Source organism: Flavicella sp., assembly GCF_029238425.1.
In the GTDB taxonomy this organism is placed as follows: domain Bacteria; phylum Bacteroidota; class Bacteroidia; order Flavobacteriales; family Flavobacteriaceae; genus Flavicella.
The window spans coordinates 1-15,433 of sequence record NZ_JAQWGB010000143.1 but is presented as its reverse complement, the minus strand read 5'-3'; the positions used below and the strand labels follow the sequence as shown (position 1 = coordinate 15,433).

Sequence of the window (15,433 nt, the reverse complement as noted above, 5' to 3'; positions counted from 1 at the left end):
CAACGTAAACTATATTGCTGGGAATTTTGATACTACCTTAAAAAATGTTTGTAAAAATAAGATTTATGATTTTGTGTTTTTTGACGGGAATCATACTAAAAAAGCGACTTTGGATTATTTTAAGGTTTGTTTGACTAGTAAACATAATGACAGTGTATTTGTTTTTGATGACATTCACTGGAGCAAGGAAATGAAAGAGGCTTGGCATGAAATCAAAAAACATCCAGAGGTAACTGTTACAATGGATTTGTTTCAGTGGGGAGTCGTTTTTTTTAGAAAGGAACAAAGAAAAGAACATTTTACAATTCGATATTAATATGAAAATTTACACAAAAACCGGAGATAAGGGAACTACAGGGTTGTATGGTGGTACTCGTGTCTCTAAGGGGGATTTAAGAATTGAAACGTACGGAACTATTGATGAGTTGAATTCTTATTTAGGTTTGATACGTGACCAAAAGATTGATAAACATAGTTTCGAAAGTCTTGTTAAAATTCAGAAAGATTTATTTGTAATTGGAGCGGTTTTGGCAACTCCTGTTGAAAAGGAAATTTTAAAAAACGGAAAAAAACGTTTGGCTGACACAAAAGTAACTATAGAAATGATTGAATTTTTAGAGCAAGAAATAGATGTTATTGATGAGGAGTTACCTGCAATGACTCATTTTGTGTTGCCAGGTGGTCATACCACGGTGTCATATTGTCATATTGCGAGAGCAGTATGTCGCAGAGGAGAGCGTTTGATAGTGGTGTTGATGGGTGATGAGAAGATTGAAGAGAGTGTTTTAAAGTATATCAACCGACTTTCTGACTATCTTTTTGTGTTGGCACGAAAGTTGACTTTTGATAATCAAGCTAAGGAAATTAAATGGATTCCATAGTGAAAAATGAAACGTTCTTTTAAAATATTGAAATACATAAAAAAAGACTTGATTTTCTAAGAAAAAAAATTATTTTTGCACAAATAACTCAATTAATAGTAAGATGTACTGGACTTTAGAATTAGCTTCGTATTTGGCAGACGCGCCATGGCCTGCAACAAAAGATGAATTGATAGATTATGCTATTAGAACAGGAGCTCCGTTGGAAGTAGTGGAAAATCTACAGAGCATGGAGGATGAAGGTGATGCATACGAATCTATTGTTGAAATTTGGCCAGATTATCCTACCGAGGAGGATTATTTTTGGAATGAAGATGAATATTAGAAAAAAAGAAATATTATCATTTAAAAGTCTCTATCGAGGCTTTTTTTTTGTGTATTTTTGAACGTGTTTTTTATGTGTTTAAAAAACAGTGATTTAACATTTTTGTTAGAAGTGTTTGATCAAAATTATGTTTAAAAGAGAAAAATCAGCAACTTTTATGTTGTTAAAAAAATAAAATTATGAGTATTTTAAATTCTGTCCTTAAAATTTTTGTTGGAGATAAACAGAAAAAGGACTTAAAATTATTACAGCCAATCGTAGATAAAGTTCGTGCTTTTAAAGGGGAAATGAACAGCCTAACGAATGACGAGTTGAGATCAAAATCTGAAGGTTTTAAAAATAAAATCAAAGACGCTACGAAACCTTTTGAGGATAAAATTTCAGATTTAGAGAAAGAGGCAATAGACGCTCATATTGATAGAAAAGAACAAATCTTTACTGAGATAGATGGATTGAAGGATGAATCCTATGCAGCTTCAGAAGCTGTTTTAGAGACGATTATGCCTGAGGCTTTTGCGGTTGTTAAAGAAACAGCTAAGCGTTTTACAGAAAATGAAGTAGTGGAAGTAACAGCTTCTGTATTTGATAGAGAGCTATCTGGAGCTAAGGAGTATATTACGCTTAATGGAGATAATTCGGAATGGGCTACTTCTTGGGATGCGTCTGGTACGCCTGTGACCTGGGAGATGATTCATTATGACGTTCAGTTGATTGGAGGATCTGTATTGCATAAAGGTAAGATTGCAGAGATGATGACCGGAGAGGGTAAAACGTTGGTTGCAACATTGCCAATTTTCTTAAATGCCTTAACAGGTAAGGGAGTTCATGTGGTAACAGTGAATGACTATCTGGCGAAAAGGGATGCTGCATGGATGGCACCTATTTGGGAGTTTCATGGTTTGTCAGTAGATTGTATTGACCATCACCAACCAAATTCTGAAGAAAGAAGAAAAGCCTATAATTCAGACATTACTTATGGTACAAATAACGAATTTGGTTTTGATTACTTGAGAGATAATATGGCTCATTCGCAAAAAGATTTGGTTCAAAGAGCTCCGAATTTTGCGATTGTAGATGAAGTAGATTCAGTATTAATTGATGATGCTCGTACGCCATTAATTATATCTGGACCAATTCCACAAGGAGATAGACATGAGTTCAATGAATTGAAACCAAGTGTTCAGGCTATTGAGAAAATTCAACGTCAGTACTTGGTTGGAGTATTAGCAGAGGCTAAGAAATTAATCGCTGCTGGAAATACGGAAGAGGGAAGTATTCTTTTATTGAGAGTCTATAGAGGTCTTCCTAAAAACAAAGCATTGATCAAGTTTTTAAGTCAAGAAGGAGTAAGACAATTGCTTCAGAAGACTGAAAACACTTATATGGCAGATAACAACAGAGAGATGCCAAAAATTGATAAGGAACTTTATTTTGTTATCGATGAAAAGAATAATTCTATTGAATTAACCGACAAAGGGATTCAACATATCTCTGGAGAGGGTGATCAAGATTTCTTCTTGTTACCAGATATTGGTGTTAAGATTGGAGAAATTGATGATAGTGATGCTAGTGTTGAAGAAAAAGTAGCTCAAAAAGAGGAGCTTTATAACGACTTTAGTATTAAAAGTGAACGCGTTCATACCTTAAATCAATTGCTAAAAGCTTATACTTTATTTGAAAAAGATAAAGAATATGTTGTGATGGATAATAAGGTGAAAATTGTTGATGAACAAACAGGTCGTATTATGGACGGTCGTCGTTATTCTGATGGTTTGCACCAAGCAATTGAAGCGAAAGAGAATGTGAAAATCGAAGCAGCTACACAAACCTTTGCAACCGTTACGTTACAGAATTACTTTAGAATGTATCGTAAGTTGGGTGGAATGACAGGTACTGCAATTACGGAAGAAGGAGAGTTTTGGGAAATATACAAACTTGATGTTGTAGAGATTCCAACAAACAGACCTTTATTACGTGATGATAAAGAGGATTTAGTTTATAAGACCACAAGAGAAAAATACAATGCTGTAATTGATGAGATTGTTATTTTAGTTGAAAAAGGAAGACCTGTATTGGTTGGTACTACTTCAGTTGAAATTTCGGAATTGCTAGCTAGGATGCTTTCATTAAGAAAAATTAAGCACAATGTATTGAATGCAAAATTACACAAGCAAGAAGCACAGGTTGTTGCGGATGCAGGTAATTCTGGGATGGTAACGATTGCCACAAACATGGCGGGACGTGGTACGGATATTAAATTGTCTGACGATGTGAAAGCTGCAGGTGGTTTGGCTATTATCGGTACAGAAAGACATGATTCAAGACGTGTTGATAGACAGTTAAGAGGTCGTGCCGGACGTCAAGGAGATGTAGGTTCTTCTCAATTTTATGTTTCTCTTGAGGATCATTTGATGCGTATTTTTGGTTCAGATAGAATTGCAAAAATGATGGATAGAATGGGATTAGAAGAAGGCGAAGTAATTCAGCATTCTATGATTTCAAAGTCTATTGAAAGAGCTCAGAAAAAAGTTGAAGAAAATAACTTTGGTGTTCGTAAAAGATTATTGGAGTATGATGATATTATGAACGCTCAACGTGAGGTTGTTTATAAACGTCGTCGACATGCTTTGGATGGAAAACGTTTGCAAATAGATATTGTAAATATGATTTACGATACTTGTTCTTCTATTGTAGTATCCAACAAACAATCTGATAATTACACGAATTTTGAGTTTGAGTTGATTCATTTCTCTGGTATGCCATCACCTTTTACAAAGGAAGAGTTTAAAACGCTTGCTGCGGATAAACTGGTTGATGATCTATATGATAAAGTATATGCTTATTATACAGAAAAAGTTGTAAGAAATGCGACTACTGCTTTTCCTGTGATCAAAAATGTTTATGAAAACGAAGCTGATAAATATGAGCGCATTGTAGTACCATTTACTGATGGTGTAAAGACCTTACAGGTGGTTACTAACTTAAAAGAAGCTTTTGAGTCTGAAGGAAAAACATTGATCAATGACTTTGAGAAAAATATTACTCTTGCCATTATTGATGAGACTTGGAAGGATCATTTGAGAAAGATGGACGACTTAAAGCAGTCGGTGCAAAATGCATCTTACGAGCAAAAAGACCCATTGTTAATTTATAAGTTTGAGGCTTTTGAATTATTCAAAGGAATGTTGGATAAGGTAAATAAAGATGTATTATCATTCCTTTTCAAAGGAGAATTACCAACACAAGGAGCTAATGAAATTTCAGAAGCACCTGTTGAGAAACGAGAAAAACTGAACGTAAGTAAGGAAGAGGTTCAAAATATTTCTGAGTCTTCTATGTCTAACGACACGAGAGAGCAAAAGATTCCTGAAACTGTTATTCGTGAGGAACGTAAAATAGGAAGAAATGAAAAAGTCAGCATTAAAAATGTAATGACTGGTGAAAATAAAGAAGTTAAATACAAACAAGCCATTCCAATGCTGGATAAAGGGGATTGGGTGTTGGTAGACGACTAGTAAAAAAGCGGAATCTTTAGATTCCGCTTTTTTTATGCGCGTTTTTTATTGTAGAATAGCTTCAATTATGTAAATTATGCAAAAATAATTCAAATAAGATAATGACTAAAGTATCTAAATCAGCCTTAGAATTTTTAAATAAATTAAAAAAGAATAATAACCGTGAGTGGTTTGACGAACATAAATCTGAATTTAAAGAAGAAGAAACCAAATTAAAAGATTTTTACAATGCGGTTTTAGAAGATTTAAATCAAAGTGATACCATTGAAAAAATGAAGGTATTTCGTATTTACAGAGATGTTCGATTTTCTAAAGATAAAACACCATATAATTACCATAGAAGTATTAGTTTTTCTAGAGCAACAGAAAAATTAAGAGGTGGGTATTATTTAAAAATTTCTCCAGGAGAATCTATGATGGCAGGAGGTTTTTTCAAACCAAGTCCAGCAGATTTATTACGAATTAGAAAGGAATTTGAGACAGATGATTTTGAAATAAGAGAGATTATTGCTGAGGAAAATTTTCAGAAATTATTTGGAGATTTGGAAGGAGAGGAAGTAAAATCAGCACCGAGAGGTTTTGATAAGAATCATGCTTCCATTGATCTGATTCGTAAAAAATCCTTTTTAGTAACTAGGAATTTTTCTGATGAAGAAGTGTTGTCTCAAAATTTTAGAGAAGAATTAAAATTGTCCTACTTGGCCTTAAGACCCTTTTTTGATTATATGTCTGATGTTTTAACAACTGATATAAATGGAGAATCAATTTTAAAAGAATAAAGTATGACTGAAGATATCCAGGAGAATGTAGTTCATGGCGAAGAAAATGTTTTTGTTCAAAAGTTTCAAGAATATTTAGCTGAATTCGTGTATGGAGGTATAGATGGCAGTGTAACAACCTTTGCGGTAGTTGCAGGAGCTGTTGGTGCTGGTTTAGATTCTTCTGTGATTATTATTCTAGGTTTTGCAAATTTATTTGCAGATGGCTTTGCAATGTCTATAGGTGCCTATTTGTCTTCCAAAACAGATGTGGATAATTATGAAAAACACAAAGCAATTGAGTATTGGGAGGTAGAAAACATTCCGGAAAAGGAACGAGAAGAAATACGAGAGGTTTTTAGAGAGAAAGGTTTTACAGGGAAATTGCTAGAGGAGGTGGTTGCAACCATTACAGCCGATAAAGATAGGTGGGTAGATGTAATGATGAAGGAGGAACTTGGTCTTATAGAAGAAACCAAATCACCATTTAAAATAGGTCTCATTACCTTTATATCTTTTCTTATTTTGGGCTTTATTCCCTTATTAGTCTATGTGTTGGACATGATGATTGACATCAAAGGGGACTTGTTAATTTGGTCTACCTCACTAACATTTCTATCCTTTGCTTTGATAGGGTATTTAAAAGGGGTAGTAAATAGTAAAAATAGATTTGCAAGTGTTGCTACAACTGTGTTAATGGGAGCAGCAGCTGCTTTGGTAGCCTATTATGTAGGTGACTTTTTAGAAGGCATTATGTCGAAGTAATAAAAAATTATTCACCTCTAAGCTTGTCAATTAATTCATTTAAAATTAATGATTCTTTGTAGTTTAAATACTGTGTCACCTGCTCGGTATGGTTGCTAATATCTTCATCAATAGAACATAAATGATTCAAACCTTTTTTAGTAATTTTTATCTCAACTCTTCGTTTATTGTTTTTATCGATACGTCTTGTGACAAAACCTTTTAGGATTAACTTATCAATCAATCTAGTGGTATTACTCATCTTAGAAATCATGCGATCGTGTATATCCGTCAAGCTTATAGGTCTTCCTTTTTGTCCTCTTAGAATTCGAAGCACATTGTATTGTTGGGAAGAAATATTATAAGGCTTAAAAAAGTTCACGTTCTTTTCATTGATCCAGCTACCAATATGCATTAAATTTAAAACAGTTTTAGTATCTATATCTAGGACCACGGTTGACTTTATTTTTTTCTCTATCGACATATATTTACATTAACAAATGTTAATAATGTAAATTTAGATAAAATCAATATTGTCTGAAATACGTGTTAGCACGTATTTTTTGATCAAAGGCTCAAAATATATTGTTTATTCAGCAACACCCAGTTTGTTAAGGAATTGGTTCCACCGTTTAAATCCATTTTATAAATAATATTACTTCTATGTTTCTCTACGGTTCTCTTAGATATAGAAAGGATATCAGAAATTTCTGCATTGGATTTTTGATCCGCTATTAATTTGAGAATTGTCTTTTCTGAAGAGGTCAATTGAGATAGTTTTTCAAGATCATCGTTGGGAGAGTCGGATGGTAGTTTTTGAATAGAATTGCTGTAGTAATATTTATCTGATAATACCGTTTCTATACATTTTTCTATTTCCTCAAATTGATCTTCTTTTAACAAGTAACCGTTGATATGTAACTCCTTTGCTTTTAAAATGTATTCGGGTTCTTTGTAAAAAGAGAGGATAATGAATTTTGTTTGGGATTTCTTTTCTTTCGCTTTTTGTATCACCTCAAAACCATTGAGAATAGGCATGTTGATATCAAGCATAGCTATATCTGGTTTTTTTGTAAGAATTTCATCCAGGGCTTCTTCACCGTTTTTCGCTTTTCCGACTACTTCATATTGATGTAATTCTAGTTCGTATTTCAAACCGTTTAATAGCATAGGATGATCATCAGCAACAACAATTTTTATGTTTTTTTCAAATTTCATTTTTAACTGGAATTAATAGAGTTGTTTTGGTTCCTTTTCCAATGATACTCAGGATCTTTATGTTACCATTGATGACTTTGGCTCTTTCCTTAAGGGTTTTCATCCCTAAGCTGTCTGAGTTTTTTAATTTTTTCTTGAAGTCGAAACCGATACCATTATCCTTTACGACTATCAAAATATAACTTGATTTTTTAAGTATGGAAACATAGACGGATTTAGCATTTGCGTGTTTAACTATGTTAGAGAGCGATTCTTGAAGGATTCTATAAATATGAAGTCCAGTTTCCTTTGAAATAAATGGATCTATATTCAGAGAATCAAATGTGAAAAATAATTCAGTATTGTCGTCAAATTCTGATATTAAAGCTTTTATGGAAGTAGTCACCCCAATTCTTTCTATAATTTCAGGATGCAAATCCTTTGAAATTTCTCTCAGTTCCTCCAGTGTTTTGTCTGCCAAATTATATAGTTTTTCATTGTCAGTGTTTTTTATTCCTTTCGTTAAGAGCATTAGTTTTTGTCCGATACTATCGTGTAATTCTCTTGCAATTTTTGTTTTTTCGTTTTCTTGACTTTTAATTAAATTTCTTGAATACAATTCCTGGAGATATCTTTTTTTCTGAGAAAACTTTTTGGTTTTGTATAAATAGAGTATAATTAATAAAGAGATGAAACCTAGACTACCGAAAAGGATCCATTGATTTTTTATTTTATTTTCTCCAGTAAGTATTTTTATTTTGGATTCAGAGTTGTTTTTTTCATTCACATAAAATAAGCTATCCTTCAATTTTTCTTGATTGAATTTATAATTTAGTTCAACGGCTTGTATTTTTTGTATACTTTCTTTGTTTAATAAAGAGTCAGAATATTTTTTATAAATTTTATAATTTTCATAGGCATCTTTATATTGATGTAAGTTTTGTTGAATTTCAGATTTTTTCCAATAACTACTTTTTAATTTGCTTTTAAAATTATACGCTTTGGCTACTGCTATGGTTTGATCACAATATGCAAGCGCTTTTTTGTAGTTTTTTAATTTAGAATAGTCGACCGAAATATTATAAAGGGTACCGCAAATGGAAGCATTATTATTCGTCTTTTGATAATATTTTAAATTTTCAAAATTTAATATCAGACTTTCTGCATAGTTATTCTGAATGCTATTCAAAACAGCTAAGTTTCCGTTGACGCGATATATATTTGAATGACTACCTATCTGAGTAAATATATTTTTAGCCTTCTCATAATAAGTTTTAGCAGAATCTAGTTGGTCTGATCTTCTAAAACTAACACCTAACATATTATAACTTTTGGCCAAATCTTCTTTTTTATCTTCTAGGTTCAATAGAATAGATATGGCGTTTTTATAACTTTTAATAGAGGAATCATAATCTTCTAAATAGCGATATAGCACACCCAAGTTATGGTCTAATGCAGCAATATTTGCTTTATCGTTAAGGTATGTAAAAATGGTTTTAGATTTTAAATAGTATGCTATAGCTTTTGGATAATCGGACTTTCTACGCTCCATAATTCCTAGATCCGCATAGGCGGTGGCAATTTGCGTTTGGTTGTTATGTTTCTTTGCTAAATTCAGCGCTTCCTCAAGGTAATTTGAAACCTTTTTAAAGTCGCCGCTAATATGATATTCACCCAAGGCAATAAGTGCATTGGTTTTTAGACTGTCGTTTGTGGATCGTTTTAAATTATCTTCTAATTGTAAAAGGGCAGAATCGGTTGTGTTTTGAGAAGATATATTTATATCGTTTTGACAAAATGTTATCTTATAGATAATAAGAGACAAAAAAATAAATAAATGTAATTTCAATAGCTAGGTTTTTTTGATAGATTTATTATGAATATAATCAAACCTATAAAAGCAATAAAATATTTTATATCTTATATTGTTTTTTGTATCCAAAATGCTTGGAGGATTTAAATCTATTTAAAGGGATATTTACTCTAAAGACGTTACAATGAAGATATAAGTTGAAACAACACATACATTTATATACTTTGGTGCATGGTAAAATGAAACTAAAAAAAGAAAGTTTGGAAGATCTATTTCTATATCTTGAATTGCATGTAGGACATTTTTTTTCCATGGTAATAATTTTTTACAAAGATAGTTTCTGCATATAAACAAATGTTTATTTTAGGCTGGTTTTTACTTGTATGTACAAATTAAGAAGATGTATTTCTTTTACTATCCTTTGGTTTTACAGGGTGTGGGGCGTTTGGATAAAAGTAATTTTCACAATAGAAATGTTTTCTGATAAGAGACCTTTTCTTCAATAAACTGCATACGATATACAAAGAACAACAAGTCATGCATCGGTAAACTGTTGTGCAGGGGATGACGTGATTAAAAAAATATAATTTTTTTGAAATTCGTTTTTCAGGTGAAGAACAATGTGGGCAGTTATTTAGATTTTTCATGATTTTTTAGTTTAACTACACTACAAAGATAAAACAAGGATATTAACAAATGTTTATTATTGTTGTGTTTATTGTTGTTTATACAACAATTATTTAAATATGAGTTGGTAGATTGTAAAAAGAATGTATCTTTGCTGTGTAAACAATAATTGTATATACAGATGTTAGTTGAAGAACAGTTGAAATCAGAGAGTAAATTGAACGCGAGTACTAAATGTATTCTTAATTTGATGTACACAGGTAACTGGGTAAACGAGAAAACTAGTATCTATTTCAAACAGTTTGACTTGACTTCGCAGCAATTTAATATTTTAAGAATATTACGTGGACAAAATGGAAAAACGATTAATTTACAAGATGTTCAAGAGAGAATGATTTCGAAGATGAGCAATACCACAAGATTGATTGAAAAACTAAGAATAAAAGATTTGGTGAGTAGAATTCAGTGTGAGTCTAATAGAAGAAAAATTGAAATCTCAATTACAGATAAAGGTCTTGAATTACTGAGCGTAATTGACAAATCATTGCGAACTCATGAAAATGAAACTACAAAAAATTTAACAGAAAAAGAAGCGATTCTATTAAATGAATTATTAAATAAATTAAGAACAAATAATAAATAAACAATTAATAAATAGGCAATCATGAAAACAAACATTTTAAAATCAACAGCATTAGTTTTAGTAGCATTAATTACCATGTCTTTTACAGTGATAAAAAAAGAGACGAAACAAGTAAAAACTCGTGAGAGTAAAATCAACTGGGTTGGTAAAAAAGAAATTGGAAGTGATCATAAGGGAACGATCAATATTCAAAATGGAGTTTTAGAATTCAAAAAAGATAAACTGGTAGGAGGAGAAATCATGGTAGACATGAATTCAATTACAGTAACTGATTTAGAAGGGAATTACAAAAACAAATTAGAAGGACATCTTAAAGCAGATGACTTTTTTGGAACTGATAAATTTCAAAGCTCTAAATTGGTTTTTACAAAAGTAGAAGGGAAAGATGGTAAGTATAAAGTTACTGGAGATTTAACAATCAAAGGAATTACAAAACCGGTTAGTTTTGATTTGGTAGTAGACTCAAATACTGCATCAACTACTCTAAATGTAGATAGAACTTTATACGGAATCAAATACGGTTCTTCAAGCTTTTTTGATGATTTAAAAGACAAAGCAATCAAAAATGAATTTGAATTAAATGTAAACTTAGTTTTTTAAGGAACACCTTAACTCAAAAAAAGCCGTCTGAAAAGATGGCTTTTTTTATGCTTTGATTTCAGCTAAATATTTTTTGTCCACATAAAATGTTCCAAAAGGAATAAAAGAAGCGAAGAAAATAATTAGAAATTCTAAGAAACTCCATTTTACTTTAAAAGTATAAACAATGGAAAACAATACATAAGCTATAAATAATAAGCCATGTGCCATTCCAACAATTTCCACTAAAATAGGTTCTTTCAGTATATATTTTACAGGCATGGCAATACCAAAAAGTAATAAAAGTGAAATCCCTTCTGCAATACTTGTAAATCTAAAAAGTTTAAGACTATTCATTTGTTTGAAATTTTCACAAATATAATAAGAATTCAAGCTTTCACATCTTAAAAAGTCGGTTATTCTATATGAAAATAGTTCTATTATGGGAATTAATTTACTTTCTATATTCTGTTATTTATTTAATGGTTTACGTATATTTGCCGCCTATTATAAGAACTTTATTTCACAAGAATGAAAATATCATACAATTGGCTTAAGCAGTTTTTAAAAATCGACTGGGAGGCTGTAAAAACAGGAGAATTATTAACGGACTTAGGATTAGAAGTTGAAGGAATTGAGTTGATAGAATCTATCAAGGGAAGTCTTCAAGGAGTAGTTGTTGGAGAAGTTGTTACTTGTGGGAAACATCCTAATGCTGATAAATTAAGTGTTACTACTGTAAATGTTGGAGGGGAGGAACCTATCCAAATTGTTTGTGGAGCACCCAATGTTGCAGCTGGACAAAAAGTACCGGTTGCTACTGTAGGAACTGTTTTGTATGATGAAAAAGGCGAGTCTTTCAAAATTAAAAAGGGAAAGATAAGAGGAGAAGTTAGTTTTGGAATGATTTGCGCTGAAGACGAATTAGGTCTAGGAAAAGGTCATGAAGGTATCCTTGTTTTGGATGATGCTTTGAAACCAGGAACTCCGGTCGCTGAAGTTTTTAAGATTGAAACGGATGAAGTTTTCGAAATAGGATTGACTCCAAATAGAGCTGACGCCATGAGTCATTACGGTACGGCAAGAGATTTACGTGCTGGTTTAATGCAGCAAGGAGTAAAGCTTGAATTGATCTCACCTTCAGTAAGTAATTTTCATGTAGATGAAAGAAAGTTGAAGTTTGACGTTGAAGTTGATAATAAAGAATTGGCTCCTAGATATTGTGGTTTGACTATAACCGATGTTAAGGTAGCAGCATCTCCGGAATGGATTCAAAATAAATTGAAAGCGCTAGGTTTGGCCCCAATTAATAATATTGTGGATATCACCAATTATGTGTTGCACGAACTAGGACAGCCCTTACATGCTTTTGATGCAGCTAAGGTAAAAGGAAATAAAATATTAGTAAAAACACTAGAAGCTGGTACAAAGTTTACCACGTTAGATGGTGTGGAAAGAGAGTTGGATGCTGAGGATTTGATGATTTGTGATGGAGAGTCTACTCCTATGTGTATAGCAGGTGTTTTTGGAGGAGAGGAATCAGGAGTATCTGATAATACGACCTCTATATTTTTAGAAAGTGCTTATTTCAATCCGGTATCTGTTAGAAAATCAGCTAAAAGACATGCATTGAATACGGATGCTTCTTTCCGTTTTGAAAGAGGTATTGATCCGAACTTTACAAAATATGCATTAAAACGAGCAGCGTTATTAATTACCGAAATTGCAGGAGGTAAGGTTGCTTCTGATATCATTGATTTATACCCAAGTAAAATTGAAGATTTTGAATTGGTATTGTCTTATGAAAATGTAGAGAGATTGATTGGTGAAAAATTATCCAATGAAACAATCAAAAATATATTAGCTTCTTTAGAGATAAAAATTAGTAGTGAAACAGAAGGTGGTCTTGGGTTAACAGTTCCTGCGTATCGTGTAGATGTGCAAAGAGAGGCTGATTTAATTGAAGAAATTTTACGTGTATATGGATATAATAATATTCAGTTTTCACATAAACTAAATACCTCTATTTCTTTTTCTGAGTTTAACGGAGTGAAAATAGAGAACATTGTAGGAAATCAATTGAACTCTTTAGGGTTTCATGAGATCATGTCTAACTCTTTGACGAAGGCGGCTTATATAGAGCATTCTGAGAATTTAAAGGATGAAAACAATGTAGCGATGTTAAATCCATTAAGCAATGATTTGGCCGTAATGCGTCAATCGTTATTATTTAGTGGTTTGGAGTCTGTTTCTTACAACATCAACAGAAAAAATAATGCTTTACAGTTTTTTGAATTCGGTAAAACATATCATAAGTTTGAGGATAAATACGAAGAGTTTAAGCATTTAGCTCTTTTTGTTACAGGGAATAGAACGAGTGATTCTTGGACAGGTACGCATAAATCTTCTGACTTCTTTTATGTAAAGGGAGTGGTAAAATCTATTTTAGAAAGGTTAGGGGCTGCGACGTTAAAAACTTCACCAAATAAAAATGATGTTTTTTCTGAAGGGATTACTTTAAGTCTAGGAAAAATTAAATTGGCAGATATTGGAATTGTTTCAAAGTCTATTTTAAAATCTTTCGGAATCAAACAGGAGGTAATTTATGTTGATTTTAATTGGGATAATGTTTTAAAAATCTCTAGTTCTAAAGGAATTAAAGTAAAATCTTTACCTAAATTCCCAGCAGTAAAAAGAGATTTGTCTTTATTGTTAGATAGTTCAGTTACTTTTGGAGAGATTTATAATTTGGCCTTTCAATCTGAAAGAAAATTATTAAAAGAGGTTGATTTATTTGATGTATATGAAGGAAATAAATTAGCTGCGAATAAAAAATCGTATGCTGTGAGTTTCTTGTTACAAGACGAAGGAAAAACATTAAATGAAAAGCAAATTGATAAAATAATGCAAAAATTACAAGCTACGTTTGAGAAAAACCTTGAAGCTAGCTTAAGATAAGAATTATAAATTGTAAAGAAGGGTCCGTAACATTGATTTGTTACGGACTTTTTTTGTTTTTAGCTGCTTGTTTCAAGAAACCGATAAACATTGTCTCGCTGAGACAAATTTCGTAAATTTGCAGCACTTAGAAATAACTAAGAGAATTATAAAAAAAGATTCAATGTATAAATCGATTATTCGCCCAATTCTTTTTCAATTTGATCCAGAAAAAGTGCATTATTTTACCTTTTCAGTGATAAAAGGAATTTCTAAAATTCCTGGTGTTTCGGCAATAATTCGTTCTATGTTTCAAGTAAATGATGCAAAACTAGAAAGAGAGTTATTTGGTATCAAGTTTAAAAATCCAGTTGGTTTGGCTGCAGGATTTGATAAAAATGCAGTTCTATTTAATGAATTGGCTGATTTTGGATTTGGTTTTATTGAAATAGGAACAGTGACTCCTAAGGGACAAGAGGGAAATCCTAAGCAAAGATTGTTTCGTTTGAAAGATGATCAAGGAATTATCAATAGAATGGGGTTTAACAATGCGGGTGTAGAGGCAGCCATTGAAAACTTAAAAAAGAATAAAGGAAAAGTAATTATTGGAGGAAATCTAGGTAAAAACACGGGAATTCCAACAGAGCAATATACACAAGACTATTGCGATGTTTTCAAAGAGTTACATCCATATGTAGATTATTTTGTGTTGAATGTAAGCTGTCCAAATGTTGGAAGCCATGCTAAATTACAGGATAAAGACTATTTGATAGAGTTGATTCAATCGGTACAAAAATTGAATGAGCAAGAAACAGTGCAAAAACCAATTTTATTAAAAATAGCTCCAGACTTAAACAATCAACAATTAGATGAAATCGTTGAATTGGTGGATGAGACTAAAATTGATGGAGTAATTGCTTCTAATACTTCTACCAACAGAGAAGGATTGAAAGCGACAGAAAATCAATTGGAAGCAATCGGAAATGGAGGATTGAGCGGTAAACCTATTGCTGACAGAAGTACTCAAGCCATTAAATATTTATCGGATGCCTCGAACAAATCGTTTCCAATAATTGGTGTAGGAGGAATTCATTCCGCGCAAGATGCCTTGAATAAAATAGAAGCGGGTGCGGATTTGGTACAAGTTTATACTGGTTTTATCTATGAAGGACCTAGTCTTGTTAAAAATATAAACAAGGCGATTCTTAAGAATTCTTAGACTTATTTATTGTTTTAAAAAAAGAGAGTTTAAATTTTATATTCAGCTATTCTTTTTTATCTTGGATTCAAAATATTAGAAGATGATAGAGAAAATTCAAGATTTACTTAACGATCAAATAAAATATGAAGCATCTGCTTCTATGCAATATCTAGCAATGGCTTCTTGGGCTGACCATGAAGGGTTTAGTGGTGT

At 31.9% G+C, this 15,433-nt stretch carries 15 protein-coding genes; 11 read left to right on the top strand and 4 right to left on the bottom strand.

Annotation, left to right across the window (positions count from 1 at the left end; all coding sequences use genetic code 11):
• The 6 genes from P8H68_RS10445 to P8H68_RS10420 form a co-directional block, all read left to right on the top strand.
• A partial coding sequence (locus tag P8H68_RS10445) for a class I SAM-dependent methyltransferase (RefSeq protein ID WP_300324592.1) occupies positions 1 to 316 on the top strand: 316 nt, incomplete at its 5' end.
• 1 nt (position 317) lies between these two features.
• The gene (locus P8H68_RS10440) at positions 318 to 881 is read left to right on the top strand and encodes a cob(I)yrinic acid a,c-diamide adenosyltransferase (RefSeq protein ID WP_300324589.1); all 564 of its coding nucleotides are present in this window, start codon (positions 318 to 320) and stop codon (positions 879 to 881) included.
• A 103-nt stretch (positions 882 to 984) separates the two neighbouring features.
• Entirely contained in the window at positions 985 to 1,206 is a 222-nt protein-coding gene (locus tag P8H68_RS10435) for a DUF2795 domain-containing protein (RefSeq protein ID WP_152287470.1), read from the top strand.
• Between the two features lie 179 nt (positions 1,207 to 1,385).
• Positions 1,386 to 4,721 (top strand): preprotein translocase subunit SecA, encoded by a 3,336-nt coding sequence (gene secA / locus P8H68_RS10430; RefSeq protein ID WP_300324584.1) that lies wholly within the window; start codon positions 1,386 to 1,388, stop codon positions 4,719 to 4,721.
• Between the two features lie 101 nt (positions 4,722 to 4,822).
• Positions 4,823 to 5,500: a DUF2461 domain-containing protein gene (locus P8H68_RS10425; protein ID WP_300324581.1), complete on the top strand. Its 678-nt coding sequence runs from the start codon at positions 4,823 to 4,825 to the stop codon at positions 5,498 to 5,500.
• Positions 5,501 to 5,503: 3 nt separating this feature from the next.
• The gene (locus P8H68_RS10420) at positions 5,504 to 6,244 is read left to right on the top strand and encodes a VIT1/CCC1 transporter family protein (RefSeq protein ID WP_300324578.1); all 741 of its coding nucleotides are present in this window, start codon (positions 5,504 to 5,506) and stop codon (positions 6,242 to 6,244) included.
• Positions 6,245 to 6,251: 7 nt separating this feature from the next.
• Here P8H68_RS10420 and P8H68_RS10415 read toward each other — a convergent pair whose 3' ends face one another.
• The 3 genes from P8H68_RS10415 to P8H68_RS10405 all read right to left on the bottom strand — a co-directional run bounded on the left by P8H68_RS10415 (position 6,252) and on the right by P8H68_RS10405 (position 9,269).
• Positions 6,252 to 6,707, bottom strand: a complete 456-nt coding sequence (locus tag P8H68_RS10415; RefSeq protein WP_300324575.1) for a MarR family transcriptional regulator — start codon at positions 6,705 to 6,707, stop codon at positions 6,252 to 6,254.
• 83 nt (positions 6,708 to 6,790) lie between these two features.
• A complete protein-coding gene (locus P8H68_RS10410; protein ID WP_300324572.1) occupies positions 6,791 to 7,441 on the bottom strand; it encodes a response regulator transcription factor in 651 nt (216 codons plus the stop codon).
• Positions 7,431 to 9,269, bottom strand: coding sequence for a sensor histidine kinase (locus P8H68_RS10405; protein WP_300324569.1), 1,839 nt, complete (start codon positions 9,267 to 9,269; stop codon positions 7,431 to 7,433). The genes P8H68_RS10410 and P8H68_RS10405 overlap by 11 nt, the downstream gene beginning before the upstream one ends.
• Positions 9,270 to 10,041: 772 nt before the next feature.
• Here P8H68_RS10405 and P8H68_RS10400 point away from each other — a divergent pair.
• Both P8H68_RS10400 and P8H68_RS10395 read left to right on the top strand, forming a co-directional pair.
• Positions 10,042 to 10,503, top strand: coding sequence for a MarR family transcriptional regulator (locus tag P8H68_RS10400; protein WP_300324566.1), 462 nt, complete (start codon positions 10,042 to 10,044; stop codon positions 10,501 to 10,503).
• Between the two features lie 21 nt (positions 10,504 to 10,524).
• Positions 10,525 to 11,103 carry a YceI family protein gene (locus P8H68_RS10395; RefSeq protein WP_300324563.1) on the top strand — a complete coding sequence of 193 codons (579 nt, stop codon included), beginning with the start codon at positions 10,525 to 10,527 and terminating at the stop codon, positions 11,101 to 11,103.
• A gap of 45 nt (positions 11,104 to 11,148) precedes the next feature.
• Here the strand turns inward: P8H68_RS10395 and P8H68_RS10390 are convergent, their stop codons facing one another.
• On the bottom strand, positions 11,149 to 11,439 hold the full coding sequence (locus tag P8H68_RS10390) for a DUF3817 domain-containing protein (protein ID WP_300324560.1): 291 nt from the start codon (positions 11,437 to 11,439) through the stop codon (positions 11,149 to 11,151).
• Positions 11,440 to 11,613: 174 nt separating this feature from the next.
• On the opposite strand from P8H68_RS10390, the gene pheT reads away from it, so the two are divergent.
• The 3 genes from pheT to P8H68_RS10375 all read left to right on the top strand — a co-directional run.
• Positions 11,614 to 14,040, top strand: coding sequence for a phenylalanine--tRNA ligase subunit beta (gene pheT, locus P8H68_RS10385; protein ID WP_300324557.1), 2,427 nt, complete (start codon positions 11,614 to 11,616; stop codon positions 14,038 to 14,040).
• A 163-nt stretch (positions 14,041 to 14,203) separates the two neighbouring features.
• Complete coding sequence (locus P8H68_RS10380) at positions 14,204 to 15,238, top strand: quinone-dependent dihydroorotate dehydrogenase (RefSeq protein WP_300324554.1); 1,035 nt, start codon at positions 14,204 to 14,206, stop codon at positions 15,236 to 15,238.
• Between the two features lie 82 nt (positions 15,239 to 15,320).
• Positions 15,321 to 15,433 (top strand): ferritin-like domain-containing protein (locus P8H68_RS10375; RefSeq protein WP_300324595.1); only part of this gene is annotated, 113 nt, incomplete at its 3' end.